10 protein-coding genes are annotated in these 12,864 nt (G+C 67.8%); 5 read left to right on the top strand and 5 right to left on the bottom strand.

Annotated features, from left to right (window positions below):
• Positions 1-29 precede the first annotated feature (29 nt).
• The 3 genes from ACFK0J_RS32210 to ACFK0J_RS32200 all read left to right on the top strand — a co-directional run bounded on the left by ACFK0J_RS32210 (position 30) and on the right by ACFK0J_RS32200 (position 3,115).
• Positions 30-2,201: an ATP-dependent DNA helicase UvrD2 gene (locus ACFK0J_RS32210; RefSeq protein ID WP_378733484.1), complete on the top strand. Its 2,172-nt coding sequence runs from the start codon at positions 30-32 to the stop codon at positions 2,199-2,201.
• A gap of 113 nt (positions 2,202-2,314) precedes the next feature.
• On the top strand, positions 2,315-2,653 hold the full coding sequence (locus tag ACFK0J_RS32205; RefSeq protein WP_378733483.1) for a hypothetical protein: 339 nt from the start codon (positions 2,315-2,317) through the stop codon (positions 2,651-2,653).
• 138 nt (positions 2,654-2,791) lie between these two features.
• Positions 2,792-3,115, top strand: a complete 324-nt coding sequence (locus ACFK0J_RS32200) for a WhiB family transcriptional regulator (protein ID WP_378733482.1) — start codon at positions 2,792-2,794, stop codon at positions 3,113-3,115.
• 130 nt (positions 3,116-3,245) lie between these two features.
• Here the strand turns inward: ACFK0J_RS32200 and ACFK0J_RS32195 are convergent, their stop codons facing one another.
• From ACFK0J_RS32195 to ACFK0J_RS32180, 4 genes are all read right to left on the bottom strand, one after another.
• Positions 3,246-3,851 carry a helix-turn-helix domain-containing protein gene (locus ACFK0J_RS32195; protein ID WP_378733481.1) on the bottom strand — a complete coding sequence of 202 codons (606 nt, stop codon included), beginning with the start codon at positions 3,849-3,851 and terminating at the stop codon, positions 3,246-3,248.
• A gap of 125 nt (positions 3,852-3,976) precedes the next feature.
• A complete protein-coding gene (locus ACFK0J_RS32190; RefSeq protein WP_378733480.1) occupies positions 3,977-5,320 on the bottom strand; it encodes an ABC1 kinase family protein in 1,344 nt (447 codons plus the stop codon).
• 77 nt (positions 5,321-5,397) lie between these two features.
• On the bottom strand, positions 5,398-6,303 hold the full coding sequence (locus ACFK0J_RS32185) for a hypothetical protein (RefSeq protein ID WP_378733479.1): 906 nt from the start codon (positions 6,301-6,303) through the stop codon (positions 5,398-5,400).
• 86 nt (positions 6,304-6,389) lie between these two features.
• Positions 6,390-7,823: a zinc-dependent metalloprotease gene (locus tag ACFK0J_RS32180; protein WP_378733478.1), complete on the bottom strand. Its 1,434-nt coding sequence runs from the start codon at positions 7,821-7,823 to the stop codon at positions 6,390-6,392.
• A gap of 126 nt (positions 7,824-7,949) precedes the next feature.
• On the opposite strand from ACFK0J_RS32180, the gene ACFK0J_RS32175 reads away from it, so the two are divergent.
• Positions 7,950-8,975, top strand: coding sequence for a PDZ domain-containing protein (locus ACFK0J_RS32175; protein WP_378733477.1), 1,026 nt, complete (start codon positions 7,950-7,952; stop codon positions 8,973-8,975).
• Positions 8,976-8,979: 4 nt separating this feature from the next.
• Here the strand turns inward: ACFK0J_RS32175 and ACFK0J_RS32170 are convergent, their stop codons facing one another.
• A complete protein-coding gene (locus ACFK0J_RS32170; protein ID WP_378733475.1) occupies positions 8,980-9,579 on the bottom strand; it encodes a PPA1309 family protein in 600 nt (199 codons plus the stop codon).
• A 236-nt stretch (positions 9,580-9,815) separates the two neighbouring features.
• Between ACFK0J_RS32170 and ACFK0J_RS32165 the strand changes: the two genes are divergently transcribed.
• Positions 9,816-12,821, top strand: coding sequence for a UPF0182 family protein (locus tag ACFK0J_RS32165; protein ID WP_378733474.1), 3,006 nt, complete (start codon positions 9,816-9,818; stop codon positions 12,819-12,821).
• Positions 12,822-12,864 lie beyond the last annotated feature (43 nt).

Genomic DNA, 12,864 nt, shown 5'->3' with positions numbered 1-12,864 from the left:
GGCGGCGTGAGTTGTCGGCGGTCACTGTCATGATGGGTGCCGTGTCGTCAACCAGTACACACCAACCGGCCGGCCTCGAGCTGGATGCGCTCGACCCCGAACAGGCCGCCGCGGTGCGCGCGCCACGGGGTCCGGTGTGTGTACTCGCGGGGGCGGGCACCGGCAAGACAAGGACCATCACCCATCGCATCGCGCATCTGGTATCCGCGGGCCACGTGAAGGCCGACCAGGTGCTCGCGGTGACCTTCACCGCGCGGGCGGCGGGGGAACTGCGCAACCGATTGCGCGCGCTCGGCCTCGGCGGCGACGCGAACCAGGTGCAGGCGCGCACCTTCCACGCGGCCGCGCTGCGGCAGCTCAAATACTTCTGGCCGCAGATCGTCGGCGACGTGCCGTGGCGGCTGATCGACGGCAAGTTCCCGATCGTCGCGCAGGCGGCGAACCGGGCCGGGCTCTCCTCGGCCACCGACAGCGTCCGCGACCTGCTGAGCGAGATCGAATGGGCGAAGGCGTCGCTCATCGCGCCGGAGGACTATCCGGCGGCGGTGGCCAAGCAGCGCCGCGAGACGCCGTACGACGCGCTGCGGGTGGCCGAGGTCTACGCGGGCTACGAGAAACTCAAGGCCACCCCGGACGGCCTGCTGCTGGACTTCGACGACCTGTTGCTGCACACCGCCGCGGCACTGGAGGACTATCCGGCAGTGGCCGACGAATTCCGCGGTCGCTATCGCAGCTTCGTGGTCGACGAGTACCAGGACGTCACCCCGTTGCAGCAGCGGGTGCTCGACGCCTGGCTCGGCGATCGCGACGACTTGACCGTGGTCGGCGACGCCAACCAGACGATCTACTCGTTCACCGGGGCGACCCCCGGCTACCTGCTCGATTTCTCCCGCCGCTTCCCCGACGCCACGGTGGTCCGGCTGGAACGCGACTATCGCTCGACCCCGCAGGTCGTCTCGCTGGCCAACCGGGTGATCGGCGTCGCGCGCGGCCGCATCGCCGGCACCCGGCTGCAGCTCATCGGCCAGCGGCCGGACGGCCCGGAGCCGACCTTCGCCGAATACGACGACGGTCCGGCCGAGGCCGCCGCGGTCGCCACATCGATCAAGCGGCTGATCGACGCGGGCACGCCCGCCGCCGAGATCGCCGTGCTCTACCGGATCAACGCGCAGTCCGAGAGCTACGAGCAGGCGCTGACCGAGCGCGGCATCGCCTATCAGGTGCGTGGTGGCGAGGGGTTCTTCTCGCGCCCCGAGGTCCACCAGGCCGTGTCGGCGTTGCGTCAGGCCGCCTCGCGCGAGGATCTGCCGGGCGCGGCGCGCAGTGGCGCCGCGCTGGTCACGCTGGTCCGGGCGGTGCTGGCGCCGGTCGGCCTGACCACGGCCGAACCCGTCGGCGCCCAGGCACGGGAGAAATGGGCCTCGCTGGTCGCGCTGGTCAACCTCACCGAGGAATTGGTCGCGCACGACGAGGAGCTCGACCTGCCCGGTCTGCTGCGCGAACTGGCCGCGCGCACCGAGGCACGGCACCCACCGACCGTGCAGGGCGTCACGCTTGCCTCGCTGCACGCCGCCAAGGGTTTGGAGTGGGACGCGGTCTTCCTGGTCGGCCTGACCGACGGCACGCTGCCGATCGCGCACGTGCTCGCCGACGACGGCTCGGTCGGCGACGAGGCGAAGCTGGAGGAGGAGCGTCGGCTGCTCTACGTCGGCGTGACCAGGGCGCGCGTACATCTGCAGCTGTCCTGGGCGCTGGCGCGCGGCGAGGGCAAGCGGCGCACGCGACGACGCTCCCGGTTCCTCAACGGCCTGGTACCGGACGACTCGCCCGCCTCCCGGATCGCGGCACCGGTCACCGAGGCCAAGGGTGTCCGTCCCACCTGCCGAGTGTGTGCCAAGCCACTGATCGGCACCTATGCGACTATGCTAGGCCGCTGTCGTCGCTGCCCCGCGGAGCTCGACGCCGAACTGCTGGTGGCTTTGCAGGAGTGGCGCGCGGAGAAGGCACAGGCACTACAGGTGCGCGAGTTCGTGGTGTTCACCGACACCACGCTCACCGCCATCGCCGAACAACTCCCAGGTGACGACGCCGCGCTGGCCGCGATCGCGGGGATCGGCGCGAAAAAGCTCGACCAGTACGGCGCCGAGGTGCTCGCGATCATCGCTTCGCGATTGCGCGCAAGACCCCAAAACCGCAGGTAGAAAATAGGTTGTACCGTTCGGCGAACTTGCCTATGGTTGGATTCACGCACCGGGAGGTCATCCCGGCGCGCACAGTCGTCAGACAGATAACGAGTAAGGAGGGAGGCAGACCGATGAACACCACGTACTTCAACGCCATCGACGTTGCGGTGAACTCACCCATGTCGGCCTCCCGGGGGATCCTCGCCTTGCAGGGGATCGGTCTGTCCGGAATCGGTGCGTTCGGCACACAAGCGCAACTCGCGCCCATGCATGCCCAGTGCGCCGTCATTCAGGACAAGCCCAACGCGGGTAGCTGGCACCCGTCTGTCGTCGTCGAGACGGCAGACGACGTTGTCGTCATCGCAGCAGAAGCCGGTTATGAGCCGGCGGATCTGCAGGCAGCACGCCTCCGCCCCGCAAACCAAGCGATCGTGATCAGGACTCGACAGAGATGTCGAATACCTAGGTAGGGAATCTCCCTCCCAGACCTCCTGGCCACGGATCGCACGAAGCGAAACCGTGGCCAATCTTTTTCGGCCCTTCAGCCAGCCGGCACCGGTTTCGCGGAAAACGTAACGAACCGCTGCAACGAGCTGAAGGAGAACGACGTGTTCACCGCCCAGGAATGGCCGACGGCCACTACTGACGTGACATGCCGAACCGTGGCGCCGACTACCCGGCCCAGGGAGGTCAACAAGGTTCTGCCTTGCCGTGCCGGAGACCCTGATCTCTGGTTCGCCGAGAGCCCCAACCAGTTGGAGCAGGCCAAGGCGCTGTGCGCCAGCTGCCCCATCCGTAAGGGCTGCTTGAGCGCGGCCATGGATCGGCGTGAGCCGTGGGGTGTCTGGGGTGGTGAGATCTTCGAACAGGGGGTCGTCATCGCTCGCAAGCGCCCGCGCGGTCGCCCGCGCAAGGTCGCGGTCCCGGCATGAATCCGGGAGTGACTTCCCTCCCTCCGGTCGATGTGCTCGATTCGGTTGGTCCTGACACGGGCCGAGCCAACGAACGAGAAAGCAGACGAACCGCTCACCGTTGCCCGGTGGGCGGCTCGTTTGCGTTGTATCAGGTGCGCCGTGGCCGGTGGGGTGCCCGGCGGACGGTCAGCCCGTCGGCGACGGCGAGCACGAGTGTTGTGGTGTCCTCGGCGTGCGCCCACCAGCGGTGGCGCACGCCCGACGGGCAGTAGTAGGAGTCTCCGGTGGACAAGGTCACCTCCTCGCCGTTGGCGACGACCGTGATCGTCCCGGTGACCACGTAGATCAATTCGTCATTGGGGTGGGTGAATTCGCGCTCGCCGCGCTCGGTTCCGCCGGTGAACTCGAGGGCGCGCAGGTCCCGGCTGCCGTGGACCAGCGAGCGCACCGAGCCGTCGGTGTTCGGGTCTGCTTGATCGAGACGGCCCTCGTCCGCTCGGACGACCACCGCACCGGGCGTGCTGTCGGCCGCCGCGAGTAGTTCGGTCGCCGTGGTGTCGAGCGCGTCGGCGATGCGTTGCAGCGAACGCAGACTCGTATTGGTTCGCCCGTTCTCCAATTGGCTCAGAAATGATTGCGACAGTTCGGTTTTCGCGGCCAGCGTGGCCAGCGTCAGCCGCGCCGCGCGTCGGCGATCGTGCACGACGGCGCCGAGCCCGGGCCAGCGCGCCCGGTCGTCGCTGTCGTTCCGCACTCACTCGGCCTTTCTCCTCTGCTCCGCACACTCTCAGCCGAATGGTGTGAAATCCCCGTATTTAAATCACGGTGATCGGAACCCTTCCTGCCGAGGAGCACCGCGCGGCGCGAGTGACCGGCGCGTCAGCTGGCGGTGCGCTCCTCGCGGAACCCGGGCATCCAGGTGCGGACCAATTCCATGAAGGGGAGTTCGGCGTCGAGTTGGGCGAGGATGCCCACCGAGCCGCCGAGCACGCGGAAGATCATCACGTATTCGGCCGGAAGTTGCAGGGCGCGTGCGGTTTTCATCTCCTGACTGGTGATGTCGGAGGCCTTGCCCGCGACCCGCTGCATCCACTTGCGGGTGAAGTGGAACGAGTCGGACCGGATCGGGTCGGTGAACGGGCGAAGGTAGTCGGCGATCTCTTTGTGGGTGACGGTCCGGCCGGGGATGACCCAGCCGTTGTCGTACATGAGCTCGGTGAGTTCCTCGAAGCGCTCCTCCACCGCGAGCGCGAGCATGCGGCCGAGCACCGGGGGAAAGCCGTTCGGCATCGGCGCGCAGGCGCCGAAGTCGATGACCGCGAGCTTGCCGTCGGCGAGCATCATGAAATTGCCCGGATGCGGGTCGGCGTGCAGCAGGCCGACGGTTTCCGGGGAGGCGAAGTGGAAGCGGCCCATCAGGCCCGCGACGCGGTTGCGCAGGGCCCGGGTGCCCTCGGGGTCGGCGGCGCCCGCCTGGATGATCGAGGAGACCGCGGTGCCGTCCAGCCATTCGGTGACGATCACCTTCGGCGAGCTGGCCACCACCTTGGGCACCACGATCTCCGGGTGCCCGTCGAAACCCTTGGCGAAGGCGCGCTGGTTCGTCGCCTCGTTGCGGTAGTCGAGCTCTTCCTCGGTGCGTTCGGTGATCTCGGCGAGGATCGGCTTCACGTCGGCACCGGGGATGACCGACGCGAGCAGCCCGGTCATCCGGTTGAGCGTCTTGAGGTCCGCGCGCAGCGCCTCGTCGGCCCCGGGATACTGCACCTTCACCGCGACGACGCGCCCGTCCGACCAGATCGCCTTGTGCACCTGACCGATGCTGGCCGAGGCGGCGGGGACGTCGTCGAACTCCTGGAACCGCTGCCGCCACTGGGTGCCGAGCTGTTGGTCCAGCACCCGGTGCACGGTCTCCGCCGGCATCGGCGGCGCGGCGGCCTGCAGCTTGGTCAGCGCCTCGCGATAGTGCTCGCCGAACTCCTCGGGGACCGCGGCTTCCATCACACTGAGGGCCTGCCCGAACTTCATCGCACCGCCCTTGAGCTCACCGAGCACGGTGAACAGCTGCTCGGCGGCCTTCTGGTTCAGGTTCGCGTTGATCTCGGACTTGTCGCCCCCGGCCAGCTTCTTCCCGAACCCCACGGCGGCCCGCCCGGCGATGCCGAGCGGAATCTTGGCCAACTTGGCGTTGCGGGACGAGCGACGGCGCACGATCTCAGACACGTACCCATCATGGCGGAAGGACCCGCTACTTAGCCATGGCAATCTTGATTCGATACCGTCGACGGCAGTGACCCCGATCACTCCGGCTCCGCGTCGCCCGGTCGCACCGCGCGTTCTCGACACCCGCTGAGGCCAGCGGGAATTCGGCGACACGAGCAGTCGGCATGGCGCGGCCAGCGCCGTCGGTCGAGCAGGTGGGAGTCCAGATCCAGTTCGAGTGTGGCATCCAGGGTGGCCGGTGCGCGTCTGGTCGTCATGGCCAGCACGGCCTCGACCTCGCTGACCGCGAGGGCCGCGGTGGCCGCGATCCGGGCCGGGGACGCGTGCCCGACCCGGCCCAGCAACTGCGCGGCAAGATGCGGCCAGTCCGCGTCGTTGTCGGCGCGCAGGAGGTCGGCGCAACGCAGGCAACTGGTCGCACCGGGCAGCACGAGCGGGCCGATCACCCCGCGGCCGTCGCGGAGCCGCACCGGCAGGTGGGCGATCCGGTGCCGCACCAGATCGTCGACGAGACGCGGGTCGGTGACCAGGGTGTCGGTCAACACCACCAGGTCGGCCCGCCAGGTGGAGGCCGGGGCCGTGTGTGGCCGGTAGTCGCGCGAACGGCTCGGCCGCACACCGAGTTTGCGCAGGCCGGTGGCGACCGCGTCCGCCACCGGCCCCAGCCCGTGCACGCGCACCGCGCTGATCCGGCCACCGCGGTCTTCGGGATGCTCGAGCAGCCCGGCCTCGTCCAGCACGTCGAGCAGGGCCACCGCGTGGTCGGGCTCGATGCCGCATTCACCGGCGCGCCAGACGATCTGCGGCCGCGTCTGCAGCCCGTCCAGCAAGCGTAGAAAGGCCAGCACCGTGTCGGCGTCGAGTCCGGCGGCATCCAGTACCAGCGCGGTCTCCGGATGCCAGCCGAGTTGCACGACGCCGGACGGGCGCACCAATACGGCGATCTGCGGGGGCAGCAGCGGACCACGACACAGTGATGTCATGCCGAGCAGTATGCGGATCCCGGCAGACCCGACCGGCCCCGAATCCCGAAGTTATCCACAGGGATTCGTGGCTACCAACAGGGCACTCAAGCGGACGGGCCGCTGTCCTTACCGAGGTCAGGACCGGACTCGCCGCCGTCCGCTCGCCGTTCGGCGTCGTCCTCGTCGGACTTCTGCCGTTCGGCTTTTTCCTTGGCTTCGGTCTCCGCCAACTGGGCAAGCGGATCGTCGAAGGCGGTGGTGCCGCCGCCGATCACCGAATCGATGAATCCGGCGGGGGAGTCCAGATCGTTGGAGTCGGGCAGCAGGTCGGGGTGCGCCCACACGCCGTCCCGCTTCTCCATTCCCGCGTCGCTGGTCAGCCTGCGCCACAGGGCCGCGGCCTCGCGCAGCTTGCGTGGCCGCAGTTCCAGCCCGACCAGCGTCGCGAACGTCTGCTCGGCCGGACCACCGGTGGCCCGCCGCCTGCGCAAGGTCTCGGCCAGCGCGCCCGCGCCGGGCAGCCGATCGCCGACGGCATCGGTGACCACGACCTCCACCCAGCCCTCTATCAAGGCGAGCAAGGTCTCCAGCCGCTCCAGCGCCTGCTTCTGCTCCGGTGTCGTCTGCGGTTCGAAGGCGCCCTGCGACAGGATTTCCTCGAGCTTGGCGGGATCGGTCAACGCCATCGGATCGATGCCCTGGGCGGCCTCCTCCAATGCGGAGAAGTCCATCCGGATGCCACGCGCGTAGTCCTCGACGGCGGCGAGCACCTGCTGCCGCAGCCACGGCACATGGCCGAACAGCCGCTGATGCGCCGCTTCGCGCGCGGCGAGGAACACCATGATCTCGCTCTCCGGCTGCTCCAGGCCCGCGCTGAAGTCCGCGATGGCCGAGGGCAGCAGGGCGGCGGTACCGGTCGGGCCGAGCGGCAGACCGATGTCGGTCGAGGTGAGCACCTCCTTGGCGAGCTGGCCGAGGGCTTGGCCGAGCTGCGAGCCGAAGGCGAGGCCACCCATCTGACCGAGCATGCCGACCATCGGCGCCGCGAATTCCTTGGCCTCTTCCGGCAGCGAGGCGGTCCACATGCCGGAAATCTGCTGGGCCACCGGGTCGCACAGCCGCTGCCAGGTGGACAGCGTCTCCTCGATCCAGTCGTTGGCGGTCCAGGCGACGGTCCTGCTCGCGCCGGCGGGCAGCGTGGTCGCGCCGTCGAGCCACAGTTCGGCCAGGTGCGCGGCGTCGGCGATGGCGTTCGCGGTGCTCGCCGATACCGGGGTCACGTTCGAGCCGAGCTGCTGGCGGGCCAGTCGCTTGGCGACGTCGTAATTCACCGGGCCGGACTGCGCCGAGCCGGGCTGACCCATGCCGCTGAGCATCTGGCCGAGCGAGGTCAGCATCTGGCCGAGCTGCGACGGATCGAAACCGCCACCGGGTCCACCCACTCCGAACGGGTTGTTCGACTCGGGACCGCCCGGTTCGTCACCGCGGTTGCGGTCGTCGTCGTCGCGGTTCGAAAATCCGAAGGGGACGTCACTCATATGCCTAACGTTACGCGTGTAGTGCAGGCAGTTGACGTTCGCGCGGCGCGAAACCGGGGACGCGCGGCAACGCCGAATGTCCGCCTCTACCGTCCTTCGACGGCGGCGATCACTACTGTGGTCCAGGTGAATCGTCGGATCCTCACCCTGGTGGCCGCTCTGATCCCGGTGCTCGTGCTCGGTGCGCTCGGCACTGTGCTCACTGTGCCGTTCGTCGCACTCGGCCCCGGCCCCACCTTCAACACGCTCGGCAAGGTGGACGGCAAAGAGGTGGTCGACGTCCGCGGCACCGAGGTGGACCCGACCACCGGGCACCTCAACATGACCACCGTGTCGGTGCGCGACGGATTGAGCATCTTCGAGGCGTTCGGCTTCTGGGCGAGCGGCAAGCACGGGCTGGTGCCGCGCGCGGAGGTCTACCCGCCCGGGGTGTCGCGCGACGAGATCGACAAGTCCAACCAGCAGGACTTCAAGGATTCCGAGGGCAATGCCGAGGTGGCGGCCCTGCACTTTTTGAACCTGCCGACGGTGGTGCTGCTGCGCAAGGTGGCCGAGGACGGCCCGGCCAAGGACGTGCTGCGCGCGGGCGACGAGATCGTCAGCATCAACGACGCGCCGATGAAAGAGCCGAAGGACGTGGTGGACGCGGTGTCCTCGCAGCCGCCGGGCGCCCAACTGACCGTGCGGCTGCGCCGCGAGAACGCCGAGCAGACCGTCCAGGTGACCCTCGGCGCCCGCCCGGACGACAAGGACAAGGGCTATCTCGGCGTGACACCGGGGGAGGGTGCCCGCCCGCCGGTGCAGGTGGACTTCAACCTCGCCGATATCGGTGGCCCGTCGGCCGGACTGATGTTCAGTCTCGCGCTGATCGACAAGCTCACCCCCGGCGAGCTGGACGGCGGCAAGTTCGTCGCGGGCACCGGCACTATCGATGAGGACGGCAAGGTCGGGCCGATCGGTGGCATCCCGTACAAGATGATGGCCGCCCGCGACGCGGGTGCCGAGACCTTCCTGGTCCCCGCCGCGAACTGCAACGAGGCCAAACAGCGAACCCCCGACGGCCTGCGCCTGGTCAAGGTCGAAACCCTGACCGGCGCAGTGCAATCCCTCAACGACCTGAACGCGGGCAAGCCCACCGTCGGCTGTAGCTGAGCGGTCAGTCGAACGGCTCGTTCTCCATTGTGGCGTGCAGCGCGTCGATGAGGTTGGGCGCGAGGTTCGGGTAGGTGCGCAGGTCCATGTCGGCGAATTCGTCGGCGTCGTCCTCCGGGCGCACCTGCAGCAGGCACAGCGACGCACCCTCGCGCAGCACCGCGGCGAACAGCCGGGCCTCCCGGCGGTCCGGATGCGCTTCGGCCGCGGCGCGCGCCGCTGCGTCGGCCGCCTCATGGTCGGCGAGTAGCGGCACCAGCGCCTCGTCCAGCGTCGATTCGGCGTCCGGCGGCAGCACCACGATTTCCTGAACCAGCACGCAGCCCTGCACCGCGGGCGGCCAACTGGTGGTCGCCAGGAACTCGTCCAACGCCATCGAGCCGCCCGTCACGTCGTCCGGAAACGATTCCTGGGCAACGGGAGTGAGCTCGGCCGCCTCATCGACCTCGTCGAGCAGCTCCGGCTGCGCCGCGACCAGGTCAGCGGTAGGCACCAGCGCGAACATCTGCGGCGGTCTGCCCCAGCCTTCGGCGTCGACGAATTCGGCCACCTCCCGGACAGAGCGGGCGAGGAGCAGTTCGGCGTGCAGATCTGCGGGAGTCACGGGAACATCCAACCAAACCGACTCTCCGGCCCAACCACAAACCCGCAGCTTCGCGCCCGATCGACCGTCACGCGCGAATTTTGCGAGCGCCGCAACAGATCCAGAGCATGTGATCTGTGTCCGATTCCGTAGAGTAGGCCGAGAACGGTCCGAGAGGACCACCCCGCAACATCGGACTGCGGCGTTTCGGCCTGCTGTATCGGCGCGAGCGCCGCCGGACCTTGGAGAGTGGCATCGTGGGCATGCGGCCCCCCACCGGCTTACCTTCGCTTTCCCGACGCAGCCGCGCGCTGCTGCTGGCGGCCATCGCCCTTGCGGCGTTGCTGTTGCTAGGTCCACGACTGACGGACACCTATACCAATTGGTTGTGGTTCGGCGAGGTCGGTTTCCGCAGTGTGTATCTCACCGTGCTGTGGACTCGGATCCTGTTGTTCGTCGGCGTCGCGCTGTTCGTCGGCTTGATCGTCTGGCTGGCATTGCTGCTGGCGTATCGATCCCGGCCGGTGTTCGTGCCGGTGGCCGGGCCGAACGATCCGATCGCGCGCTACCGCACCACCGTGATGAGCCGGTTGCGGCTGTTCGGCGTCGGCATCCCGGTGTTGCTCGGGCTGCTGTCCGGTCTGGTGGCGCAATCGAATTGGGTCACTGTGCAGCTGTTCCTGAACAGCAGCACGTTCAACCAGACGGACCCGCAGTTCCATCTCGACGTCAGCTTCTACGCCTTCGAGCTGCCGCTGTATCGGATGGTGCTGAACTGGTTGTTCGTCGCCGTGGTCATCGCGTTCTTCGCCAGCCTGGTGACGCATTACGTCTTCGGTGGCCTGCGGCTGAGTGGTCGCGAGGGCACGCTGACCCGGGCCGCGCGCATCCAGTTGGCCGTGATCGCGGGACTTTTCGTGCTGCTCAAGGCGATCGCGTACTGGTTCGATCGCTACGAGTTGCTGATGAGCAGTCGTAAGGAGCCCACCTTCACCGGGGGTTCTTTCACCGATATCAACGCGGTGCTGCCCGCCAAGCTGATCCTGTTGTCCATCGCGGTGATCTGCGCGCTCGCCTTCTTCGCCGGTATCGTGCTGCGCGATCTGCGGCTGCCCGCTATGGCGGCCGCGCTGCTGGTGCTGTCCTCGATCCTGGTCGGTGCGGTATGGCCGCTGGTGGTCGAGCAGTTCTCGGTGCGCCCGAACGCCGCGGACAAGGAAAGCGAATACATTCAACGCAATATCGCCGCGACCAGGCAGGCGTTCGGTATTACCGACGACAAGATCGATTACATCGACTACAAGGGCGAGAGCAAGAAAACGCCCGGGGAGGTGCCGGTCGATGCCGCGACGATCGGTAATGCCCGGCTGCTCGATCCGAACATCTTGTCGCCCACCTTCACCCAGCTGCGGCAGCTGAAGAACTTCTACGGTTTCCCGGAGTCGCTGGATATCGACCGCTACAACCTCGACGGCGATGTGCAGGACTACATCGTCGCCGCGCGCGAGCTGTCCCCGGCGGCGTTGAGCGGCAACCAGAAGGACTGGATCAACCAGCACACCGTCTACACCCATGGCAACGGCTTCGTCGCCGCGCCGGCGAACCGGGTGAACAAGCCCCAGTCCGAGGACCCGAACGCGACCGGTGGCAGCAGCGACAGCGGCTACCCGATATTCATGGTCAGCGACCTGTTCACGCCGACGGACAAGCAGCGGATCAAGGTCGACCAGCCGCGCATCTACTACGGCGAGGTGATTTCGCAGGCGAGCCCGGACTACGCGATCGTCGGCGGGACCGACGGCCAGCGCGCCCGCGAATACGATTCCGACACCGCGCAATTCACCTATGACGGCAAGGGCGGGGTGCCGATCGGCAACTGGTTCAACCGGCTCGCCTTCGCCGCCAAGTACGCCGAGCGCAATATTCTCTTCTCCTCGGCCATCGGCGACGACTCCAAGATCATCTTCAACCGCGCGCCGCGCGAGCGGGTGCAGAAGGTGGCGCCGTGGCTGACCACCGACGGCAACGCCTACCCGGCGGTCGTCGGCGGCCGGATCCAGTGGATTGTCGACGCATACACCACCCTCGACAACTACCCCTACGCGCAGACCACCTCGCTGGACGGTGCGCTCGAGGACAGCATCGACAAGAAGACCGGCAGGCTGATTCCGCGCAAGGAGGTCAGCTACATCCGCAACTCGGTGAAGGCCACCGTCGACGCCTACGACGGCACGGTGACCCTGTACGAGACGGACTCGACGGATCCGGTGCTCAAGGCGTGGCGCGGGGTGTTCCCCGGCGCGGTGAAGCCGGAGAGCGAGATCTCGCCGGAGTTGCGGGCGCACTTCCGTTATCCGGAGGACTTCTTCAAGGTGCAGCGCGAGATGCTGACCAAGTATCACGTGGACGATCCGCGAGAGTTCTTCACCAACAACGCGTTCTGGTCGGTGCCGAGCGATCCGACGATCGAGGGCGGCACGCTGAACCAGCCGCCGTACTACGTGCTGCTCGGTGATCCGCAGACGAACAAGCCGGTGTTCAACCTGACCAGCGCCATGGTCGGCTACAACCGGCAGTTCCTGTCGGCCTATATCTCGGTGCGCTCGGATCCGGACGGCTACGGCAAGTTCACGATTCGACGATTGCCGACCGATACCCAGACACAGGGTCCGCAGCAGACGCAGAACACGATGACGACCGCACCCGAGGTCTCGCGTGAGCGGACCTTGCTGTCCAACTCGAACAAGATCAAATACGGCAATCTGCTGACGCTGCCGATCGCCGACGGCGGCATCTTGTATGTGGAGCCCTTCTACAACGAACGCAATACCGGGCCGAACACCTCGACCTTCCCGCAGTTGCTGCGCGTCCTCGTGAGTTATCGCGATGAGGCGGGCAGCGTGAAGGTCGGCTATGCGTCCACCTTGGCGGAGGCGCTGAACCAGGTGCTGCCCGGTGCGGGTTCGCTGGCGACACCGTTCGGTGGCGACCCGGCGACCAGGCCGAAACCCGGCACGCCGCCGCCACCGGCGGAGGGCACTACCACGCCGCCGCCCAACGCCGGCGGCACTCCGGCACCGCCGCCGGGCGGGGTCACCCCGCCACCCGGCTCGTCGCCCGCGAAGGACGCCGCCGCCGCCGAGTTGAACAGGAAGATCGACGCCGTGCGCAATGCCATGCGCACCGGGAACTTCCAGGACTTCGGTAAGGCGCTGGACGAGCTGGACGCCGCGGTGAAGGCGTATCAGGACGCCGGTCGCTGAGGTAGGACCGAACGCGAAAGCGGCGCTGCCGTCCCCGGGGACG

It is taken from the genome of Nocardia brasiliensis (assembly GCF_042691675.1).
Classification (GTDB): Bacteria; Actinomycetota; Actinomycetes; order Mycobacteriales; family Mycobacteriaceae; genus Nocardia; species Nocardia brasiliensis_D.
Note: the sequence above shows the minus strand (reverse complement) of the source record. Positions and strands in the feature narration are given on the sequence as shown.